Origin of the sequence: Paenibacillus sp. FSL W7-1279 (assembly GCF_037969845.1) — a bacterium.
In the GTDB taxonomy this organism is placed as follows: domain Bacteria; phylum Bacillota; class Bacilli; order Paenibacillales; family Paenibacillaceae; genus Paenibacillus_AQ.
Genome location: NZ_CP150215.1, coordinates 5946032 through 5968948 on the forward strand (window position 1 = coordinate 5946032; position 22917 = coordinate 5968948).

Genomic DNA, 22917 nt, shown 5'->3' on the forward strand with positions numbered 1-22917 from the left:
CCTCTAACCGTTATCAAAACCTCGGTTTTGTATTCAGGAGCCTCTTAACAACCTCTAAAAGGTATTCCTGATATGAATATATTATACCTTAATCCTGCCTTAGGCATATATTTGCCTGCCTTGACGGGTATACAGCGCATACTTCTCGATCGCCTGTGCACGGGTGGATACCCCGAGTTTCACGTAGATTTTACGAAGGTAATTGTCAATCGAGCGGCGGCTCACCTGAATTTCCATGGCGATTTTGTCGTATGTAATGCCCTGGACAATCCGTTCCATTATAAAAGCCTCCGTCTCGGAGAGCTGGAGTCCGCCTTCGTTCATTGCAGAGGCCGTTAACGGCCAGATGCCTTGCCTTACCCAGTCGAGCGGCAGCGAGGCAACGCCTTCCCGGAGTCCGGTAATCATATGTATGAGCTGAAATGTGGATGCCTGCTTGGACAATAGGCCGCTTGCCCCGCGGCTGATCAAGGATTGCAGCAAAGGAAGGCCATCATTGTCGGTCATAATGACGACATGGGTCTTCGGGGACAGCTGCTTCATCTGCTCCAATATGGCTTCCGAGGTATGTTCCGATAAATGATAATCCAATAGTACCAAGTCAGGAAGCAAATCCCCGACCATGCGAAGCCCTTCTGAATCCGAGGATGTCATTCCCTCAACGAGCAGATCCTGCTGCTCTTCCAAAATCAATTTTGTTCCCAGCATGCTTGTAGGTTGACTGCCGACGATAACTACCCGCCAAACCTGATTCATTTTCTAATAGACCTCCTGTATCAACAAACTTGAATCTCTAGTATCTCTATTAAGTAAGCGCCGTCAATTTCTTACATATCCGGTATTGCGAATCTTCGTTGTTTGCAGATATGGATAGACGCAATTTAGAGCCGTTATACGTATAGAAATTAGGTTAATTAATCCTATAGGCGCAGGGCCTTTGACGGTATGCATGGCGAATGTCTTATATGTATCCTATTTGATAATCAAATCTATACAGATTGTATCCCACTCTATCTTTCTAGGCAATCTATTTTTCATAAAAACAAGTGCTATTGGTTCGTCTTTGCGAAAGTAATTCTGACATGTTAGAATGAAATTTGGAAAAAATGATAGTTTTTGAGGGGTGATGAAATGCCAATGTTGGACCAGGAACACAATACCCCCTATAAATCCCGTGAGGAAGTGCAGCAAAAGGGGCCATCCACCAAATGGTTCTGGGTATTTTGGATTGTTCTCATCGGGCTGGGTACCACCGCAGCCTACCTATATAGCAATCACTTGAAGGAGCAAGTTGTGGTGCAGCTGCAGCAGGATACGCGCCAGGAAATGGCGTCATTCAAAGCAGAGTACGACCAAAGGTTTAACGAGCTGGTTCAGGAAATGGACGAAATGCAGAGCAAGGTTCAGTCGTTTAATGAGCTGCTGACCTTTACCAAGGATCAGGCTAGCGGCAAAACGGACAACAGCAACAAGCTGTACAGTCAACTAAGCCAAGTTGAGAAACAGCTGAAAGAGCTGGAACGCAAGATGGAGCTGCTGAAGTGAGAAAACTGAAGTATATCCGTCCCAAGCAGTTAAACCGTACGTTTATGCTGGCCATTGCACCTTTTATCGGAATGCTGCTGTGTATGTGGTTCATCACGGAACCGCCGCGTCTGTCGCACGACACCGCCGAGTACATACCATCCGGCAGCATATCGGAACAATCAGCCGTGATCAAACAGGATTTGGATCAAGCCGCCGTCTCTGCGGAACAGACGATATCCTCCATTGAAAAAACGGCCAAGCTCTATCGGCAGACGACGGCCACAGTGGGAACCATTCTGCAAACAGCGGAATCGCAAGCCGCGCGCCCGGAGCAAATCTATAATCGACGGATCACAACCAAATTGGGTGTCCCTATTGAAACGGTCAACAGTGACCGGATTCGAATCGAATTGTACAAGATCAATCCGGGCACCTATCACGGCTATGCGATGAAGGTCAAACTGAAGGATCCTTCCGCGATGAAGATGTCGCTTGGCAGCGAAAGCGGCAGACCCGGGTCCGTCGAAACCACCATGCGCGCCGTAAGCCGGCATGGTGCGGTCGCGGGGATTAATGCCGGTGGATACGCTGACGGGAACGGGGGCAGACATCCACTGAGCACGACCTATTATGATGGCAAATACGTCTCGGGGTTTCAACCGAGCTTTAAGGATCTTGCCTTTGTCGGCATGAGCAAATCCGGCAAGCTGATCGGTGGCAAGTTCTACAGCCAGAGCGAGCTTGACCGGCTCGATCCCATGTTCGGTGCTACCTTTGTCCCCGTGCTGCTCCAAAACGGCAGCAAAACGACAATTCCCGAGAAATGGAGAACGACCCCCGGCCGGGCACCGCGTACCGTCATCGGCAACTACAAGGACGATCAGCTGCTCATCCTGGTTACCGAAGGATATGATGAGAAAGGCAAATCGGGAGCCACGCTGCAAGAGCTGCAAAACAAGCTTAAAAAGCTGGGCGTGATCGATGCGTATAATCTGGATGGCGGCGGGTCCGCATCCCTCATCCTAAACGGCCGCGTCGTGAACAAACCATCGGACGGAAGTCTGCGTCCGGTACCTACGCACTTCTTATTTTTCAAATGATAGAATCGGCCCTCATATTCTCGTTTATTTTTTGCCTCAAGGTGGTTATAATAAGGTTAGCTTAGCAGGAGGTGGCAAGAATGTCGTTCTCATTAACATTTTGGATCGTCATGCTCGTATTCGCCCTTTACATGGTTGGCATTTGGACCGCGGCATACAATGATGATAAAACCAAAGGCCTGTAAGGCGTCTCCCTCGTATATCGGGGGAGTTTTATTTTTTTGAGGGACAAAAAAGGCACCGCTCATTAGCGATGCGCAAAAGGTGATTCATTTAAGGTCCTAAGCATGTTTCGGAAGCTGCTGCATTTCGGACATGCATTGTGAACAGATATAGCGTTCTTTAAACTCGCTTACTCCGTCCATAGAACCACAGAAGACGCATTTCGGACGATAGCGCTCCAATATGATATGGTCCCCCTGTACAAGAATTTCTACGGGATCCCCCTCGTTCATTTGATATCTCTTGCGTAGAGACTTAGGCAGAACGATTCTTCCCAGCTGATCCACTTTACGAACAACACCAGCAGGTTTCATAACGATTGTACACCTCTTTCATTTTCAACAAGTGATTTCTGACACCACAGTTCAGAACTGATAACAAGGGCCTAGTATAATAGTTCGATAAAAAGTTGTCGAATCCTGCTGGAAATTAAGAATTTCTTAGTTTTTTTCAATATCAACTAGGTATACTGGATGATATTCCCCAAAAAACTCAAAGTTTTGCATAACTTATTCCATACCCGGGAAATCCAATTGACGCAATGCTTCATATACCATAATCGCTGCAGAGTTGGATAAATTCAAAGAACGCACCTTATCGGTCATCGGCATGCGAATACAATGCTCACGATTCGCGGCTAGCAGCTCCGGCGGCAATCCCTTGGTTTCTTTGCCAAACACCAAAAAATCCCCGTCTTGATAATCAATGTCCATATAACGCTTGGTTGCCTTCGTCGTGGCGTAGAAATAGCGTCCTTCCGGATAGAGTGCCTGCAGCTCCTCAAAGGAATCATGATATTCAATATGTACGGCATACCAGTAATCCAGCCCGGCCCGTTTCAAGGTTTTGTCATCTGTATTAAAGCCGAGCGGACGGACCAGGTGCAGATGTGTGCCCGTTGCGGCGCAAGTTCTGGCGATATTGCCCGTATTGGCTGGAATTTCCGGTTCGACTAGTACGATGTGTAATGCCATGTTGATAAGTCCACCTTTTCTTCTGTTTTATTTTTATTATAACCGATTCCTTCCCGATTTCCCGGGATATCCAGAAATAACCTTCCACCAAACGGCGGAAGGTTATCATGGTGTAATCTTATATGATATTAGCTGTGACTGTTCTTAAACTGCTGCATGAATTCTACGAGCGCCTGAGCGCTCTCGTACGGAACGGCGTTATAGACCGAAGCGCGCAAACCGCCAACGCTGCGATGACCCTTCAGGCCGACAAAGCCTGCTTGCTCCGAAGCCTTCACGAATTCCTTCTCCAGCTCCTCGGAAGCAAGACGGAAGGTAATGTTCATATCGGAACGTACCTCTGCATTCACGCAGCCGCGGTAGAAGCCTTCGCTGTGATCGATGGCATCGTAAATGAGTGCGGCTTTCTTGCGGTTCATCTCTTGAACGCCTTGCAGGCCGCCCTTCTCCTCAATCCACTTCAGCACTTCGTTGATCATATAGATGCCGAATGACGGCGGCGTATTGTACAGCGAGTTATTTTTCAAATACGTATTGTAGCGGAGCATAGTTGGCAGATGTTTAGGAGAATCTGTAATCATATCCTCTCTAACGATCACAACCGCTACGCCGGACGGCCCCAGGTTCTTCTGGGCACCCGCATAAACCATGGCGAATTGGTTCAAATCGAACGGACGGCTGAGAATATCGCTCGACATATCACAAATAAGCGGCACCGAGCCAGTATCCGGGAATTCCTTAAACTGCGTACCTTCAATCGTTTCATTGGACGTAAGATGGAGATAAGCTGCACGATCCGACAGCTGGATGTCCTTAAGGCTAGGCAGAGCCATATACTTGCTCTCCTCGGAAGAGGCCGCCACATGAGTTTCGCCGATCAGCTTGGCTTCTTTAATCGCCTTGTCAGACCAGCTTCCCGTCATTACATAGTTCGCAACCTGATCTTGTCCCAGGAAGTTCATCGGTATCATCGCAAATTGTGTGCTTGCACCGCCCTGGATGAACAACACCTTATAGCCGGATGGATTCCCCAGCAGGGACAGCAGGCGCTCCTGCGCTTCGTTATGAACGGCTTCATACACAGCACCGCGATGCGACATTTCCATGATCGACATGCCGGTATCCCCGTAATTGACGAATTCGGCCTGGGCGCGCTCCAACACTTCAAGCGGCAATGCAGCAGGTCCTGCGTTAAAATTGTATGCTCTCTTGCTCAAAAGACTCTCCACCCTTTCTCTACTATGAATGCTAATTAACGCTAATCATAGCAACAATCCCATAGACCTTCAAGTGTAATTATTCACATTAAATTGTCCGGCTACCAACAGAAGAATTGATACTTTCTGCTCCAGGTTCTCTTTTCTCCGGGAGCCAGGCTCAGTTGAATAAACACTTCCGGCGAGATGACATGGCCCATCCCCCACAGAGCCATATACGCGACCGGAAAATCACTGATCTCCCTTACTCCCGCCCTGCTGGCAGTGTGCGTTAGCTCCCATGAATAGGAATAATCGCTGCCGTTGAAGCCTTGTATTCTTCCGTAAAAAGGCTTGTTCGGTCTGGCGTTCCAGCCTATCTCGCAATCCTGAACGGATAGCAGATCCGATGTATAATCCGATTCGACCTCCGTAAAACGGACAGGGACCGGTAACTTCAGCTTATACTCTGGTCCTACCAGCTCCTCGTTAATCCCTATGAAATTATGAATATACTCCTCCGTATCGATCCTCTGGCTTCCTTCATTGCAGAGCTCATAATCTATCGTCATTGCCGTGTCCTGAATCGAGATTTTCTTAACGAGTTTTGCCGCATACCCCTTGACGTTCTTAGGATGAATCGTATAGGAAATGCTCACATCATCCGAAGTGATATCCACATCGAACGGTTCCACCGGATACGTATACTGAAAGTGATACGGGTCCTCGCTGACCCGTTTAAGAAGCCCTACCCCTAATTTAGGAAACCACCCTCCTACTTCGGCCTCTGCATACCCCATCCCCTCATGCAGTCCAAACTCGTTACACAATCCAGACCCGCCCTGGGCGTTAAAACCCTTCGCAAACTCATGTACACAGAAGGTGTGACCGCTCTTGGTTAATTTGACCTGGGTAATGAAACCGGTTCGGTCAAAACGCGTGCCTTGATAACGGCCGATTTCCGCAATATCAACTTCCAATTGTCCGTTTGCTAATTGATGTCCCAAAACAATCGCTCCATTCATGATGAAGAAGCCCCGGCCGAATTGCCTGCCAGGGCTTCCGAAATATTGTATGCTCGCGCGTTAGGCAAGCTCGACAAGAATCCGCTGACAATCGTCATCGGATAACGCGGACAGCAAGCTGCGATCCAATTCGGCAGACTCCTGCTTCTGACTGCGCAGCTGAACCTTCTCGCCGTTCAGCGTAACCGATTGAATCGCATAGCTTCCGTAATCCAGCCGCTTCGGATTGCTGTATACAATTTGAAGCTTTTTACCCGCAAACCGCGTATGAACAACGGCAGTACCGTCGGCTCCGAACTGCGAAGGCCTGAGCTTCGGCTCCAGGAGCAGATGTCCCCAATTTCCTTTTACTCCAAAAACCTCGGTCAGCATGGTCAGCAAAAGCCAGCTTGCCGACCCGGTAAGATAGGGATACATCCCTCTCCCCTTCTCGTTGATGTACTCGGGAATACCCGGATACATGCGGCTGCGTTCAAAGTCATTGCTTAAATCGTAAATCGATTGCAATACCTCGTATCCCTCTCGGACAAAACCTCTCTTATAGAGAGCGTTAGCGTACATGACGCTCATATGACTGAACATGGCTCCATTCTCTTTATGGCCGAAAGCGAATCCGAAAGCCCTCCCGAGATTTTGCTGAATCTCGCCAAAGTTCGAATTCAGGCGATAGCCAATGTTCGGATCTTTTAAATACCGATCAACTGCCTTCGTTATTTGCCCTACCTGTTCATTGTCCGCTATTCCGCCCATAATAGCAAAGACCTGACCAGTGAGCGTCATCCGGACGCCAAGGGGATGATCACCTTCCACGCGCTCTCCATCGTTATTGTAGTAACCGTTAAACCACGAATATCCTTCTTGGCTCGTCATCCATTCTTTGCCGCGCAAATGCTGGATGATCCAGTCGGCTTTCCGTTTCATATCCTGCACAACATCCGCCACGCTAAACTTTCGTTTGTTTCCGGTCACGGAGACTTTAACTGACTCATAATACTGATCAAGCAGCCCCAGCTTCTCCTGCACATCGTCGTATGAGACGGGAGCCGTTAGCGAATCGAGCAGCACGGCCATTTCCTCTGCTATTTCAATGAACTCCACGCCTTCGCTGTCCCGCCATGCCAGCAGCAGATCGCCAAGCTGCATCAAATTGCTTGCATAGAACGCAGTAAAGGCTACGCTCTCGCCTCGATCCGGGGCAAGGTCAAGACCATCATTCCAATCTGCCCCCTCAAGCTTGATGTTATTGTGCTCCCCTACATTAAAGAACGGAACCAGATTCTGCAGCAGCATATGCTCCAGTATCGTACCTTCGTATACCTCACCGTCCACGGTTAAGAGCTGATTCCCGTGCTCAGGCAGCCATCCGATGTCCTTCTCCTGGCAGCGTTTCACGAATACATCGCGGAAATAGGTCTGCGGCTGATTCAGGAAATCCAAATCCCCGCTCTGATCCATATAAAGCAGCGTGGTCATGAATGGCCATGCACCATGATCCATCCATACGCGCGGTATGTTGTTCCGGTCAGCGATGAACTCACCGGGCTTCGTTCCGATAATCGTTGCATTGCTTCCGTCAATCCGTACACCCGCGTAATTATTAAGCAGCAGGTACCGTACCTCGGACGGTTCCATGATCATCAATGCCAGGCAGTCCTGCCATAGGTCACGCCATCCACGTCCCCCACGGCCATAGTCATGATAAGGAAGGAATGAATTGCCATAAAGACGTCTCAATATCGGCTGCAAGGTTACCCATTTCATCCACAGGTCCTGCTGCTGATCACCGGTCTGGAAGGAAACGGCATTCAGTTTATCATTCCAATAGGCTTCATTCTGCGCAAGCAGCTCATCAAAGCGTCTCTCCGATAAATACGTTTCGGCAAGTGTTCCAATCTCGGCGCGACCTTCCGAAATGACCATCGCCATAACATAAGCCTTCGATTCACCAGGCTCCAGCTGCACCCCCGCAAACCGCAGGCCTCCAATGGCCTCGTAACCCGCCAAGGAGTCTCCTGCTTGCGCGACCGCTTGCTTGCTGGCAATGACCGCCTCAGGCCAATCGAGCGCGCCGCCTTCCCCAATAAATTCTTCAAGCACCGGAAAATAACCGATCGGTTCCGCACCGTCCGCTTCCGCACCCAACACACTGTAGGATACGTGATTGATACGGTGACCCCGCTCGTCAAATGAGAGAGCAGGCTGTACTTCAATCCCTTTACGATGGACAAAGATCCGGTGAAGAAGGGATGTCACGTGGCGATGGTCCCGCAGGTCGTCTGCCGAACGGCCATACAGCGGGATCGCCGCGGTAGGGGTTAGTTTTAGCGTCTGCTCGCCTACGTTGGTCAGCTTCACTTTCATTAATTCGACCTGGTCATCCGTTACCGGAACGAAACTCGTTACTTCCGCTTGCAGTCCGGCCTCTCCATTAATCCGCGTCAGCTTATGCCATAAAAACCCGGCTTCCAACTGGCTTTCTTCTTCCTCGTTCATGAACCGGTTTGCATTCTGCTTGGCTGAATTGCCGGTTACGGACCATGCGCCATGCCCGTCAACATGCACCCAAAAGTTACGCGCGGACTTGGAATTGTGAAGATCCTCCACCGAAACGGGCGGCATGAAAAACGTATTATGACTGCTGGTCATTTCACCGTGAAGATTCGGCGTGACGGCCGACATCATGCCGGCCTCATTCACTAAAGGAAAATATAAATAGTTATGATGTTCGGGATGACTTATCTTAAAGACACCCTGGTCCCCCTCAAACTTCCATCCTGTTGATTTCATATTGCGATTTCTTCCCCTCTATACCTTAGGATTTGACGGCTCCCGCCAGCGCCCCGTCCACCAGATATTTCTGTATGAACGTGTACAGAATGATCAACGGTGCGGCTACGATCGTAATTCCGCATGCAAGCAGCGGCCAGTTATTCCCGTATTGCCCCCTGAATTCCTTCAGGCCGAACGTAATGGGATAATTGGACGGACTCGGGAGATACATGATCGGGCCGACAAAATCATTCCAGATTCCGATCGCGGTCAGAATGACGCCCGTTGCGATAACCGGCTTCATCAGCGGCAGAATGATCTGGAACAGGTAACGGATATAACCGGAACCATCCATGCCTGCCGCCTCATCCAAATCGCGGCTAATCGACTTGATGTAACCGACAAACATCATGAACACAACGCCCGTTCCCGTCGTTTTCAGCAGGATATAACCGAGCTTGGTATCATACCCGAAGAACGATACGCTCTCCTTGAAGGACAGCATGAGTTTATACTGTGCCACCATCGGATTCGGAAGAAACTGGGACAGCAAAAAGAACATATAAATAAAGCCGCTCCACATCACATATCCGCGCGCTACCGGAAACGCCGCAAACAACGACACGATGATGGTCAGCAGCGTCGCCGCTACCGTATATATCAAGCTGTTCGCAAAATAACCGGCGAAATTGCCTTCAGACCATGCTTGCGTGTAATTGCCCCATTCCATGTTCTGAACGATCCCGATCGGGTTGAGCAGATACTCGTTGAAGGATTTGAGCGATACATTGAATACAAGCAGCAGCGGAACGACATACAGAATCAGCAGCAAACCTACAACGGCGTAAGAAAGAATTTGCGTGGTTTTGGAATTCCGCATCAATACTCCACCTCTCTCTTACGCGTCTGTCTGACCGCCACCACAACAAAGAGGAGAATAATCAGGAACTGAACAACGGATAACGCCGAAGGAAGGCCCATTTCCAAACTTCCCCGGAATGTCTCTTTGTACACGTCATACGCCATCGTCCTTGTATTGAAGCGACCGTCCGTTGTCGCCAAAATGATATCAAAGGTCGACATGGCGCCAATGATGGATAACAGCATATTCACCGTAAAGGACGGTGCGATCAGGGGGAAGGTAATATGACGGAAGGACTGCCACTTGTTGGTGCCGTCAATATGCCCCGCCTCGTATAAATCTTTAGGGACCGATTGGAGCCCGGCCAGAAAGATCAGCATGGAATAGCCCATGTACATCCAAATCTGGACGAAGATAATATAGCCGAACGCATGAGTAAAGCTCCCGAAGAACATGTCCTGATAGCCGAAGAGCGCGTCGTAGAGGCGATTGACCGGTCCGTTTAACGGGTCGAACATCATCCCCCAGATCAAAGCGACGACAGCTACGCCCAGAACCACCGGCAGGAAGAATACGGCACGATAGAAGTAATCGCCTTTCAGGCGCTGGTTAATGATGACGGCGATAAACAGAGCGACCCCGTTCTGCACGATCGTAACAACGAACATAAAGATCAGGGTGTTTACGATGGAACGCCACCGCTCTCCTGAGTTCCCCGAGAAAAATAATTCCTTATAATTATCCAGCCCGACAAATTGGTACGTGCTGCCCGGGAGGTTCTTGACATCGGTAAAGGAATAGATGACCGTCAGGATCGATGGTCCAAAATAAAAGACGATGTAAAGCGCCATCGGTATCAGCAGCAGCAATAAGGGTATGAATCGGTTAAATCCTTTTCCAAATGGATACATCTCTCTCACCTCGCAAATCCCATTTCAATAAATGTCGGGGCCTGCTGCACAGACCCCGACTACAGTATGGTTCATTCTATATAGGTCTCTTTATAATAGAAGAAGGTTTATTTTGGAGCGGCAGCTTCCCATTCTTTTTGTTGAATGTCAGCCAGCTCTTTTGCTGTTTTGTATGGGCCGCCCGGTGCCAGGAATTCCGTATGAACGCCTTCTGCAGCCAAATGCTCGCCGATATTTTGACGGTTAATCATCATGATTTCGTACGCCAATTCGAACTCTCCGAGATATGGAGTCAGTTCATTGTCAATAAAGTCGCTCTCCGTCTGAATGTTATCCTGTGTCGGGATGAAGCCGGCAGCTTTCACGAAGGTGGTGTAATTTTCCGGCTCGGAGAAGAACTCAAGCCATTTTAGAGCCCCTTCTTTGTTCGGTCCCTTCTCGGCTGCATACCAGGTTACGTCATACTTGCCGACAAAGGAGGAATTCTTGGCTGCATCTTCCGTAGCCGGAAGCGGGAAGTAACCGAATTTCAGCTCCGGATTCGCTGCTGCGACGGTTGGAGCATCCCAAGAGCCATCAGCCAGCATCGCTGCTTTTCCTGTGGCAAAATAGGAAGGCGCCGTTGCGTAATCAATCCCCATGAATCCGTCAATCATGTAATTGTCTTGAAGCGTCTTCATTTTTTCCAATACTTCGATTGCCTCTTCATCGTTGTAAGCCGTCTCGCCTTTCCAAACGCCTTCAATCCATTTCTGCTGATCTCCGCCACCCAGAATTTTTGCTTGCAGGGCGAAAACAGGTAGTTTCAATGGCCATACGTCTTTACCAGCAACAACAATCGGGGTAATGCCTTTGGCTTTCAGGTCATCGTTCAGCTTGATGAACTCCGACCATGTTTTCGGTACGCTCAATCCATTCTGTTCGAAGATTTCCTTATTGTAGAACAGGCCGGACATCGCAACCTTGCCCGTTGGGATAGCATACACTTTATCGTTATAAGTTCCGGCTTTTTCGATATCGTTAGCGTTATAATTCTTAATGAAGGCTTGGTCGGACAAATCAGCGATCAAGCCTGTATCGATCCACTGCTGCCAATCAGGCACTTTCGCACCCGGTGTCCATTCCTGCGGGGAGAGTCTCATACCCGATAAATCAGCCAAAACGTCGACGTCATTAGCGGTAATTCTCGCTCTTTGGGCCTGCTTGTATTCGTCATCAGGACCCGTAGTGGTATACTCGATCTTATACTCGGGATATTTCTCTTCAAATTTCTTGTTGATCTCTTCAACCGCTTTATTGATGTTATCTTGTTTCCAGTGTAAAATTTTGATGACCTTTTTATCGCCTTTCGCAGGTGTACCCTTATCGGCCGAATCGCTGCTTCCGCAAGCCGCTAGCGAGAAAGTCAGAGCACCCGCCAAAAGTATTGCTGATAATTTCTTAATCATTTCTTTACCCCCTGAAATTAAAGTGCAATTCGTTATGAAACCGGATTCATCATTTTCGCTTTTTCTCGTCCAGTACAATCTTGATGTTACGAAACATTCATTATAAATTTTCGTAATTCAGCGAAATATACCGAAAGCGGTTTCGCAAGGCCTATTATTACTCATAATTTTTTGTTTGTCAAAGCTTTTTTTCTCTTTGTCGCAATATTTCATTATTGAACATATTTCAGCATAATTCCTTTCTATAACAAGCATTCCGGCTATTCTCTTCATTGACTTACCTAGGTAAAGCAGATACACTAATTTACGAAACAGTTTCGGATATGTGCTGTATACGTTGCAACCGGATTGGTTAATACTGATCACAATGGTAGGCTTCATCGATATATTTTCCGTTATCACTCTATCGGATCATATAAAATCGTGTTCTTAAACAACACATTTCGAGTTGAAAACACGTATAGAACGGCTCTTTCTCTCCTTAACCTTACACATACAAATCATTGGCAATCATGATTAACGAAAACTTACGAAAATTATGAAGTGACATCATAAACAGAATAAGGGGCGTTTCGCATGGCGTTAAACATTAAAACAATCGCTAAAATGGCCGGGGTATCCGTATCCACCGTCTCCAAGATTATCAACAACTACAGTGATGTGTCCGAGGAAACCAAAGCACGGGTGTTGGAAATTATGAAAGAGACGGGATACACCCCTTCGAACTCCGCGAAAACATTAGCAACCAAAAAATCCAATTTAATCGGCATCATATTTGCGGGAAAGCTGAATGTCGATTTTACCCATCCTTTTTTTGTTGAAGTTCTCAATTCCTTTAAGAAGCAAATGGGGGTGCTCGGTTACGATCTGCTGTTTTTTTCGAATGAGAAATTCCAAGGGGATGACGCCGACTACCTTGGCCGATGCCGTCATTATCAGGTGGATGGCTGTGTCATTATATCCGGCGAGGAAATAGAGCCCTCCATTAAGGAGCTTGATGAGAGCGACATTCCGTGCATTGGGGTCGATATAGAACTGTTCGGCGAAATGTCGGGGCATATCATGTCCGATAATTATAAAATGTCCTCAAAGGTCGTGGAGCATTTCTATCTTCAAGGCCTCAGAGACTTGGGGTTCATCGGAGGCAGCAAGGAGTCTGAAATCTCCAACATGCGTGAGGCCGGTTATCGTAACGCCATGGAAAGCTTTGGACTTCCGGCCCGTGCGGAATGGTTCTTGAACGGTGAAGATTTTCATGAGGCAAGCGGATATAAAGCCATGACGCGGCTGATTCAAGCGGGTTCTCTCCCCCGCGCGATCTTTGCAGCCTCCGACCAGATTGCGATTGGAGCCATCCAAGCGCTTCAGGAACACGGTCTGAATGTCCCTGACGATGTATCGATCATCGGTTGTGACGACATTGAAGCGTGCAAATATACAACTCCCAAATTAACGACGATTCGGCAAAATAAAGAGAAAATCGGCCGCCTGGCAGCGCTCATGCTCTACGACCTAATCCATAAGCAATCACCCGTGAGCTCCTTTGTCGTTGAGCCTGAGCTCATCGTCCGTGAATCTTGCGGAAGCAATACGCATAACTATGGTTACTTTTGAGAGTAAAGCTTTAGTGACGGGTATGTTTTAGCTAAGAGCAGCGTTAGTAATGAATGCCTTTGAAAATAGCCCTTGATCTCATTTGGCATGGTAATCCGCACCTAAAACCTAAACCTAGCCAGACTTATATGTGTACAAAAAAAAGCCCAGGGCATCATGCCCTGGGCTTTTTAACGTTGTTTATTACAGATCGTAGTACAGGGAGTACTCGTGCGGATGAACGCGGATATTAACCGCTTTGGCTTCGGCACGCTTGAACTCGATGAAGTTCTCGAGGAATTCTTGCGTAAATACGCCGCCTTCTGTCAAGAATTCATAGTCTGCTTGAAGTGCATCCAAAGCTTCATCCAGGGAACCCGGTACGCTGCGGATTTCTTTCTTCTCGGCGTCAGACAATTCATAGATGTTTTTATCGAATGGTCCATATCCGAGTGCGGTTGGATCGATTTTGCGCTTGATACCGTCCAAGCCAGCCATCAGCATAGCGGAGAATGCAAGGTAAGGGTTCGCCGTGGAATCCGGTGTACGGAACTCGATGCGGCAGCCTTTAGGCGTTACGGCCGCAACCGGAATCCTCACTGCGGCAGAACGGTTGCCCTTCGAGAATACGAGGTTAACCGGTGCTTCATAGCCTGGTACCAGACGTTTGAAGGAGTTGGTGCTCGGGTTTGTCAAAGCGATCAATGCAGGCGCGTGGTACAGAATACCGCCGATATAGTGGATCGCTGTTTCGCTCAGGTTCGCATAAGCGCCTTTCTCGTAGAACAATGGAGTATCGCCATCGAAAATGGATTGGTGAACGTGCATGCCGCTTCCGTTATCCCCGAACAATGGCTTCGGCATGAACGTAGCGGTTTTGCCATATTGGCGCGCTGTGTTATGCACGATATATTTATAGATCAACAAATTGTCAGCTGTTTTTTTCAATGTATCGAAACGGAAGTTGATTTCCGCTTGGCCGGCAGTTGCTACTTCATGGTGGTGACGCTCAACGCGAAGTCCTGCTTCATCAAGCAAACGACACATTTCGCTGCGGATATCTTGCTGCGTATCCACAGGCGCTACTGGAACATATCCGCCCTTAACGCCAACTTTGAAGCCAAGGTTGCCGCCTTCTTCCTTACGGTTCGTATTCCAATGCGCTTCCTCGGAGTCTACGAAATAGCCGGAGCTGTTCATGGAGCTTTCATAGCGAACTTCATCAAACAGGAAGAACTCGGATTCCGGTGCAAAGAATGCCGCTGTTCCGATACCGGCCTCTTGAAGGTATTGCTCGGCACGAGCTGCGATACCGCGCGGGTCACGCTCGTAAGCATCCCCTTCCGGAGTATAGATGTTGCTCATAATGTTAAGCGTAGGATGTGCTGTAAACGGATCGATATAGCAAGACTCCGGATCAGGCATCATAACCATATCCGATTCTTCAATGCCGCGGAATCCTGGAATAGAAGATCCATCAAATGCTACCCCGTTCACGAATGTTTCTTCGTCTACTTCTGAAGCCGGCAAGCTAATATGATGAACCCGTCCCGACAAGTCTACAAAACGAAAATCGACCCACTCAATATTGTTCTCTTTAATGGTTTGCAATACTTTCTCTACCGACATGTCTCTTCCTCCCAATTTCCGAACATTAAGACTTAAACAGCTTAACAATGTTCATAATCTTTCGATTTCTTTTCGTCATTATATGCCGGGAGATAACCTGACGTCAATACCTATGTAAGGTATTTTTGAAAACAATGTTAACTTATATGACATGGGAAACCAGTTAATGTAAACTCAGAAAAAAGACACCTGCAAGCTCTTTGCAGGTGTCTTCTCAATTAGATTTAAGGAAATGGTGAACCTTGACCAGGTTCTTAACGCGATCCCTGTGGTTGCAGCGTCACTGCACAAATGCTATACGCGCGCAAATTCAGAAGCAGGCGCTTTGGCAGTCGCAAAGCTTTTGCCTACCAATGGGGCCAGCTGCTCCAAGTCTTTAAGCAGTGCGGCGAATTGATCCGGGAACAGGGATTGAACCCCGTCACCTGTCATGGAATTATCCGGGTCTGTATGCATCTCAATAATAAGGCCGTCTGCTCCGGCCGCCACGGATGCCTTGGACATCGGTTCGACAAGCTCGCGTCGTCCCGTTCCATGACTCGGATCAGAGATGACCGGAAGATGACTCAACCCTTGTAAAACAGGGATGGCAGATAAATCCAGCGTATTGCGGGTGTAAGTTTCGAATGTTCGGATTCCACGTTCACAGAGCATGACATTCGGATTGCCGCCGGCAAGAATGTACTCCGCTGCATTCAGGAATTCATCATAGGTTGCACTGAAACCTCTTTTCAGCAAAACCGGCTTGCCGCAGGTGCCCAGTTTCCGAAGCAGGTCGAAATTTTGCATATTGCGGGTACCCACTTGCAGGATATCGGCGTACTCCGCACAAATATCCACGTATTCGGGCGTCATAACCTCCGTAATCGTCAACAGGCCGTGTTTTTGCCCGGCTTCCGCCATCATGATCAAACCTTCGACACCAACGCCCTGGAAGCTGTATGGACCCGTGCGAGGCTTAAACGCGCCACCTCTGAGCACTTGTCCGCCTGCTGCCTTAACCAGCTGCGCAATCTCGTCAATCTGCTGCGGCGATTCCACGGCGCATGGACCACCCATAACGACCAGATTGCCGCCGCCAATCTTGGTGCCTTTAATATCAATGACGGTATCATCCGGATGGAAATCACGACTCGCAAGCTTGTAGGACTTGGAGATTTTAACTACATTCTCTACGCCCTTCATTTGGCGAAGATGCTCCGCAAGCTTCGGGTTTACGCTACCGATCAGCCCGATCACGGTACGATCCGCTCCCTTGGATACATGAGCCTGGAGTCCTTCCTTCTCAATCTCGCTTACAATATACTGAACTTGTTCCTCTGATATTTGATTGGATGTAATAACGATCATAATAAAACCTTCTTTCTGAATATATTCCATTTTATTGTTGGATAGTCGCTTTCGCGCTTGTTCGCTTTTAAGCTTTTACGCTTTTAACCGATAAAGTAAATATACAAAAAATATCTCCCCTCGTCAAGCCCATTCTTGAAGCCTGAACGATCGGGAGATATAAATCATCTGTTACATCAATGTTTTGCTGCGTCCTTCCGCTACGGTTCGCTTCACGAGGGGGATCACAATTCTTACCGTCGTCCCAATACCGGCACGGCTGAATAATGTAACCCCGTATTCGCTGCCATAGTGAAGTTTGATTCGTTGATCCACATTCCGAATGCCATATCCGGCATTGGTTAGATCCTGTCCGCCTGTATTGTCCAGAACTCTGCCGGGCGGGAACCCGACGCCATTATCGATAATTTTAAATTCCAGAACATCTTCCAGCACTCTGGCGGTAATTCGAACATGTATATAATCCCCGGTCCAGGCATGCTCCAGCACATTCTCGATAAACGGCTGCAAAATCAGTTTCACGGTTTCATACCGGACCACTTCTGGCTCAAAATCATAAGTAACCTGCATGCGTTCGTCGTATTTAATCTTTTGAATATCCACATATGCCTGAGCCTGTTCCAACTCATTCTTCACAGAGATGATATTCCGTCCATCATTAAGAGACAGGCGATAAAACTTCGCTAAGTCCATCACCATGCGCTGCAGCTTATCCAGCATCCCAAACCGCGCCAGACGGCTAATGGAGGATAGGGTGTTGTATAGGAAATGCGGATTAATCTGCGCATGCAGCGATTCCAGTTCCGCTTGTTTTTTCTGAAGGTCGGCCAGATATACCTCATTAATCAGCTTGCCGATATTGCTGCCCATATCATTCAGGGCTGAAGCGATATGTGTAAACTCATCATTTCCCTTGAACTGAGCCCGTTTATGAAATGCACCTTCCTGAAAAGAATCCAGAACAGAGACGATCTTGGATACGCGTAAGCTGAAGTACTTGGATATCACGATGCTGACTATAAAAAATATAGCAATGCAAATGAGGCAAATAAGCAGGGTGAGGTTTCGGATTTTCACCGTATCTTTCTCCACGATTTCTGCAGGAACGACAGCGATAAGATTCCAGCCGAGCACGGGAATCGGCTTACGAATAAGCAAGTCTCCATTATTGCGCAGCTCGTTCTCCTTAAACATGGTTGTCTGTACCCCGCCTGAAGAAAGAATGACTCTGCCTTGCGCATCCGACAAATATAACGCTGTCCCATCACCGATTTTGTTATAATCCATGCTTTCGAACATATCTTCTAGACTGACATTGATTCGCACGAATCCAATCTCCTGCAGCTGTATAGAACTGATGTCGATCAGCCTGCGCAAAAGTGAAATGCGACCGTTGCCCGCATCATTTTCAACCTGCTTCCATTCCAGCGTCGATCCATAGTTTTCCTCTTGGGGATAGAGCTTGTACCAGGTCTTATCCACCAGGCGCTCATACTGATATATATCAAATAAACGCGTGTTGGACTCAAGCGGATCAGAGTAACTATAATTATTATAAATTTCCCTTAACTCTTCATTCCGTAAATAAATCGACAGCCAAATCTTGGAGTTCGCTGTATTAATCGCCGTTTCCAACTTCGGAATCAGGACATTGACCATCGTATCGTAGCTTACCCATGTACTTTCTGAATAACGAAGTCGGTTATTAAAGGATGAATCAAAGTAGAGCATGTCGGAAACGCGGACGATGTCTTCCATTTTATACGAAATATTATCACTCATTTGGTGCAAGGTGCCCTGAATGTTATTATACGTTTGTTCTCTAATCGATTTGATAAATACCTGGTTCGCGATATTTCCTACAAGCAATACCGGTATTATGATGAATACACAGTAAGAAATCATTAATTTGAAGCCAAATGGTATCTTGACCCGGATACGCTCGAATTTCCCCGCCAAACCTAATCACAACCTCATTACAAGCGGTATAGTAGTATTAAGAGTGTTTACGCCTATACTCCAGTGGTGTCATTCCATACATCTCTTTGAATTGACGACTAAAATAGGGCAAATACTGGTAACCTGTTTGAGAAGCCACTTCATATATTTTAAGTTTCGTGCTGACTAATAGATCTCTGGCTCGCTCCATACGAATCTTGATGACATAATCACTAAAATTATAACCGGTTTCTTCCTTAAACAGAACACCTAGATAGTTTGGAGAAAAGGAAAAACGGTTCGCCATATCCCGGAGCGTAATATTCTCGTGAACCCGCTCTCGTATATTATCAATAATCTCCTCAACAAGACGTCCATTCTTGGACGATTTGCGAAATTTCAATTGCTCCGAAATCTCAAAAACTTTCATTCTTAACCACGAGAAAATATCGTCCATCGTTTCAAATTGCAAGAGTACATCGAGGTTTTTCAGTTCGATTCCCAGCATCCGAAACAGGTCTTCATGCATCGTATGCAAATGCGCGTCCAACTTCAATATAATGTATACTCCAAGATTTCGAACCGTAAATTTGGAGCGGATATTGGATGCAAGCAGTTGTATGGCTTCGATTTCATCGTGGATTTTGACGATCTCATAATTCGTCATAGCGGTAAATAAAGAGTCCAGCCTGATATCGAGGCTTTTGGCGTCCTCCCGGTCCTCTGTCGGCACTTCGTTATAAAGTATCCATTTCCCTTTTCCACGAAACATTTTATAGTCAAGGGCACCCTCTGCCATAACGTAGGACGGATGAAGCTCTTCAAGCCGATTCGCAGTCCCTCCCTCACCTACGGTCACGGTAAGAGGATATTCTTGGCCTAGAGCCGTCAGTAATGACTGAATCTCTTCCTTGCCTTTTGTCGTATCCATGAGTACTGCCATCCGCTGATCTGTCACCTTGCATATATGCTTGAATCCGCAACTCTCCAGCTGCTTATGCAAACTCGTGAAGTACTGCTCATTTAATCCCCTCGGTTTCTCGACTTCATAATGATTGCTCCGCCAGGAGCTGACATCATCCACTTCAAGTAATATTACCCGCACGGGCCAGTTCATCTCATGAAGTTGGTATTCCCGCTTAATAATACCCAGCATGGCACCGTCATAAGGCTTCTGGAGAATTTGCAGCAGATACTGATTTTTGAGAATCGGTACCATCAATTGATAAGCCCGTTCTGTTTCCTTGCGGTCATGGAGCCTGTCCAGCTCAATCCGAACTTTGGTCAACTCTTCAATCAGCTCTTGGTCCTCCATGGGCTTCAGCACGTAATTACAAGCGTTTAATGCGATTGCCTGTTTAACATAACTGAAATCCTGGTAACCACTCACAAAAATAACCTGTAATTCATCATGTATCTTCAGCGCTTTTTGCGCTAATTCAATACCAGTCATATTGGGCATGCGTACATCCGTCACTAGAATGTCGATATCCTCTCGTTGCAGGACTTCCCATGCTGCAAATCCATTATTGACCGAATCAACCACGGTCATTCCAAGACTCTCCCATGGAATAAAGCTCCTCATGCCCTCTAGGTCCAATATTTCATCGTCAGCCAGCAGCACTTTATAGATGGGTATCCTCTCCCCTAAATTTCGATAAGGGTATGCTGCAGATGCAGCATACCCTTTTGGTTTACGTTATTCTACTTTTGACCATTCATTTGAGCCAAGTTTTCTTGCCATTTCGTTGTTTTGAATGCAAGAAGTTTATCATAGCCAGCTGCTTGAGCATCCGCTTCTGCTTTGTCCAAGACAGCCAGTACTTCTGCATCGTCCTTCGCAAACAGCGCCTTCGCTCTAGCTTCTGTGTAGATATCTTCTACACGCTGACGGATAATACCTTCTTCGCTTTCTGGGGCCGGATCAAGATTGATGAATTCCGTTGCATTTGCTTGAGTTTTCCAAGTTATTTCATACTGCCAACGAGTTGACCAGTTACGCTCTTCTTCTGGCAATGTGCTTTCGTATTTCGCTTTTGCTGTATCAATAAATACCGTGTTTCCGTTCCACTGGAGGTTTGTTGTTTCCGCTTGCAACTTGCCAAGACCCGCAGCATCCGTAACATATTTCTCAGTAAACTTAGGCGTTATACCATCTTCTTCATATCCATCCCAATATCCGCCTTCCGGTCCCCACATTAACAGTGTTTGACCTTCAGGACCTGTATACCAGTCCAGGAAAGCAAAGATCGCTTCAGGATTTTTTGCAGCTTTCGTAATAACGCTTACGTTCCAACCCAGTTGAGTATAGGTTCCCGGGAAGATTTTATTCTTGTCCAGACCTTCCTTATGAATCGGCCAGATCATGAAATAACCGGCTTCCGGATCTTTGGCAACGAGTTCCGCATGTGCGTTCATTGCATTTTCAGTCGGGCTGGAAGCTGCATATACAGCAACGCGGCCTGTCATTACTTTTTCCTTGATTTGATCAGCGGTTTGAGTCAATGCATCTTGAGAAATCAGTTTATCACGGAACAGCTTCGCTGCATATTGCATCGATTCGCGATATGTTGGATCCGTAAAGATCGAAGTCAATTTATCTCCGTTAGGCACACCACGAATGGTAATCCAACGTGTCATTGCATTCTCTTTGAAAGCAGAGTACAACACATCAATCCCTTGTCCTTCAATACCTGGTTCATAAGGAACTACAGAGTTTCCGTATTTCGCCTTGACAGCTTCCAGGTATTTAGTCAAATCGTCCGTTGTTTCCAGCTTAGGCTCGCCAAGCTCTTTATAAATTTTACTGTTGACTACATAACCAGCATTACCGTTCGGCTGGCTGGTGTACCAGTTAGGGAATTGATACAGCTTGCCGTCAGGGGAACGAAGCATGTTGATTCCCGCCTCACCCAACCATTCCTTCAAGTTCGGATATTTATCCAAGTAGTCATCGTAAGGTACGAGCATGCCGTTTTCTCTCAATTTTTCAACATCCGATCCCCGCTCCAGCCAAATAACATCAGGAAGCTCGTCGGAAGCAATCATCGTGTTGAATTTTTGTTGAGCATTACCTTGGGAGTTAACCGCTTTTACATCAACTTTTTTATTCTCTTTAATCCATTTGGTTGCGGCATCTTCTCCCCATGTTGGCATCGTGTACCAGTCATAGTGACCATAAAAGCTAAAATCAAGCGGTTGCTCACCCAGTACAAACTTGTCTGATGCTGCTTCTGTTGGCGGTGTGGTGGTTCCATTGTCGCTAGGAGTCGGGTTAGCTGTCTTAGTGCCACCGCTGCATGCTGACAGCATTAAAGCCGCTGCTAACAACGCAGTAACCGATGTGGCCAAAGATTTTTTTCTGAGCCTCATTCTCTAAATTCCCCTTTCATAATTCCCCTTGATATTTATGTCTAAAGCTAAGCTTCAAACAACAGGATTGCTTGCCATACATGTGCTACTCTTTCAACGATCCCACCAGTACTCCCTTAACAAAATGCTTCTGTACAAAAGGGTATACCATGATGATCGGAACCGTAGCGACAATCATTGTGGCCATGGACAACGATTTCGTGGTCACACTCTGCATTCGAGATAAGGCGGCCTGAGATGCCGAGTCCAAATTGCTCATCTGTTCAGACATAATGTTGGAATTCAATATTTGGCGCAGTATCGTTTGTATCGGCAGTAATTCTTCTTTATTGATATAAATACTAGGCAAGAACCACTCATTCCAGTGATATACCGCCGTGAATAATGACAAAGTGGCAATAACCGGTCCCGATAATGGCAGGATGATCTTAAAGAAGATTCCCCAGTTACCCGCACCATCAATTTTTGCCGATTCTTCCAAGCCTTTAGGCAAGCCAGCAAAGAAGGTACGGAATATAATCATGTTCCATACACTTACCAAACCGGGAATGATGAACACCCAGAACGAATCCATCAAGCCCAGCTCACGAGTTAGCATGAAGCTTGGGATTAATCCGCCAGTGAAATACATGGTCACGATACACATAATCATGTAATATTTGCGGCCCATCAGTTCGCGTTTGGTCATGCCATAAGCGAAGATGGAGGTCACTAGAATCGAAGTTATGGTTCCCACAATCGTACGGGCTACCGATATTCCGAAGCCATTCAGCAGACGTTTATCCTGAAACACGATTTCGTAGTTCTCCAATGTAAAATCTCTCGGCCAGAATGTAACCCCTCCAAGCGATGTGTCCGCTCCGGAGTTAAATGAAATTACAAGTGCATTCCAGAAAGGATAAAAGGTCACAAAGGCCAAAAATGCTAAACAGACATAGATCATAATCACCATGAGGCGATCACCGAATCCTAAACGTACCAATCTAATCGCTCCCCTCTAT

General features: G+C 47.1%; 18 protein-coding genes. 3 read left to right on the forward strand and 15 right to left on the reverse strand.

The window, feature by feature from the left end:
- Nucleotides 1-99: 99 nt before the first annotated feature.
- Entirely contained in the window at nt 100-756 is a 657-nt protein-coding gene (locus tag MKY82_RS26845; RefSeq protein WP_339294754.1) for a response regulator, read from the reverse strand.
- A 381-nt stretch (nt 757-1137) separates the two neighbouring features.
- On the opposite strand from MKY82_RS26845, the gene MKY82_RS26850 reads away from it, so the two are divergent.
- Together MKY82_RS26850 and MKY82_RS26855 are read left to right on the forward strand one after the other, a co-directional pair.
- Nucleotides 1138-1545 carry a hypothetical protein gene (locus tag MKY82_RS26850; RefSeq protein ID WP_220687333.1) on the forward strand — a complete coding sequence of 136 codons (408 nt, stop codon included), beginning with the start codon at nt 1138-1140 and terminating at the stop codon, nt 1543-1545.
- Entirely contained in the window at nt 1542-2627 is a 1086-nt protein-coding gene (locus tag MKY82_RS26855; protein WP_194544293.1) for a phosphodiester glycosidase family protein, read from the forward strand. Before MKY82_RS26850 ends, MKY82_RS26855 begins: the two co-directional genes overlap by 4 nt.
- Nucleotides 2628-2908: 281 nt before the next feature.
- Here the strand turns inward: MKY82_RS26855 and MKY82_RS26860 are convergent, their stop codons facing one another.
- From MKY82_RS26860 to MKY82_RS26895, 8 genes are all read right to left on the reverse strand, one after another.
- Nucleotides 2909-3163, reverse strand: a complete 255-nt coding sequence (locus tag MKY82_RS26860) for an AbrB/MazE/SpoVT family DNA-binding domain-containing protein (protein WP_009595823.1) — start codon at nt 3161-3163, stop codon at nt 2909-2911.
- Between the two features lie 195 nt (nt 3164-3358).
- Nucleotides 3359-3823, reverse strand: coding sequence for a tRNA (uridine(34)/cytosine(34)/5-carboxymethylaminomethyluridine(34)-2'-O)-methyltransferase TrmL (gene trmL / locus MKY82_RS26865; RefSeq protein ID WP_194544294.1), 465 nt, complete (start codon nt 3821-3823; stop codon nt 3359-3361).
- A gap of 128 nt (nt 3824-3951) precedes the next feature.
- Complete coding sequence (gene serC, locus MKY82_RS26870; protein WP_260068135.1) at nt 3952-5040, reverse strand: 3-phosphoserine/phosphohydroxythreonine transaminase; 1089 nt, start codon at nt 5038-5040, stop codon at nt 3952-3954.
- Nucleotides 5041-5141: 101 nt separating this feature from the next.
- Nucleotides 5142-6044: a hypothetical protein gene (locus MKY82_RS26875; protein WP_339294755.1), complete on the reverse strand. Its 903-nt coding sequence runs from the start codon at nt 6042-6044 to the stop codon at nt 5142-5144.
- Nucleotides 6045-6104: 60 nt separating this feature from the next.
- The gene (locus tag MKY82_RS26880; protein WP_339294756.1) at nt 6105-8831 is read right to left on the reverse strand and encodes a cellobiose phosphorylase; all 2727 of its coding nucleotides are present in this window, start codon (nt 8829-8831) and stop codon (nt 6105-6107) included.
- Nucleotides 8832-8856: 25 nt separating this feature from the next.
- Entirely contained in the window at nt 8857-9693 is an 837-nt protein-coding gene (locus tag MKY82_RS26885; protein ID WP_071217870.1) for a carbohydrate ABC transporter permease, read from the reverse strand.
- Complete coding sequence (locus tag MKY82_RS26890) at nt 9693-10586, reverse strand: sugar ABC transporter permease (protein WP_071217869.1); 894 nt, start codon at nt 10584-10586, stop codon at nt 9693-9695. The genes MKY82_RS26885 and MKY82_RS26890 overlap by 1 nt, the downstream gene beginning before the upstream one ends.
- A 107-nt stretch (nt 10587-10693) precedes the next feature.
- The gene (locus MKY82_RS26895; RefSeq protein ID WP_071217868.1) at nt 10694-12034 is read right to left on the reverse strand and encodes an extracellular solute-binding protein; all 1341 of its coding nucleotides are present in this window, start codon (nt 12032-12034) and stop codon (nt 10694-10696) included.
- A gap of 576 nt (nt 12035-12610) precedes the next feature.
- On the opposite strand from MKY82_RS26895, the gene MKY82_RS26900 reads away from it, so the two are divergent.
- The gene (locus MKY82_RS26900) at nt 12611-13648 is read left to right on the forward strand and encodes a LacI family DNA-binding transcriptional regulator (protein WP_194544298.1); all 1038 of its coding nucleotides are present in this window, start codon (nt 12611-12613) and stop codon (nt 13646-13648) included.
- Nucleotides 13649-13831: 183 nt separating this feature from the next.
- Here the strand turns inward: MKY82_RS26900 and glnA are convergent, their stop codons facing one another.
- The 6 genes from glnA to MKY82_RS26930 form a co-directional block, all read right to left on the reverse strand.
- A complete protein-coding gene (gene glnA, locus MKY82_RS26905; RefSeq protein ID WP_339294757.1) occupies nt 13832-15256 on the reverse strand; it encodes a type I glutamate--ammonia ligase in 1425 nt (474 codons plus the stop codon).
- 294 nt (nt 15257-15550) lie between these two features.
- Nucleotides 15551-16606, reverse strand: a complete 1056-nt coding sequence (gene aroF / locus MKY82_RS26910; RefSeq protein WP_260068141.1) for a 3-deoxy-7-phosphoheptulonate synthase — start codon at nt 16604-16606, stop codon at nt 15551-15553.
- Nucleotides 16607-16777: 171 nt separating this feature from the next.
- A complete protein-coding gene (locus MKY82_RS26915) occupies nt 16778-18511 on the reverse strand; it encodes a sensor histidine kinase (RefSeq protein ID WP_339296722.1) in 1734 nt (577 codons plus the stop codon).
- Nucleotides 18512-18602: 91 nt separating this feature from the next.
- Nucleotides 18603-20129: a helix-turn-helix domain-containing protein gene (locus tag MKY82_RS26920; protein ID WP_339294758.1), complete on the reverse strand. Its 1527-nt coding sequence runs from the start codon at nt 20127-20129 to the stop codon at nt 18603-18605.
- A 119-nt stretch (nt 20130-20248) separates the two neighbouring features.
- Nucleotides 20249-21916, reverse strand: a complete 1668-nt coding sequence (locus MKY82_RS26925; protein ID WP_220684067.1) for an extracellular solute-binding protein — start codon at nt 21914-21916, stop codon at nt 20249-20251.
- Nucleotides 21917-22001: 85 nt separating this feature from the next.
- A complete protein-coding gene (locus tag MKY82_RS26930) occupies nt 22002-22898 on the reverse strand; it encodes a carbohydrate ABC transporter permease (protein WP_339294759.1) in 897 nt (298 codons plus the stop codon).
- Nucleotides 22899-22917 lie beyond the last annotated feature (19 nt).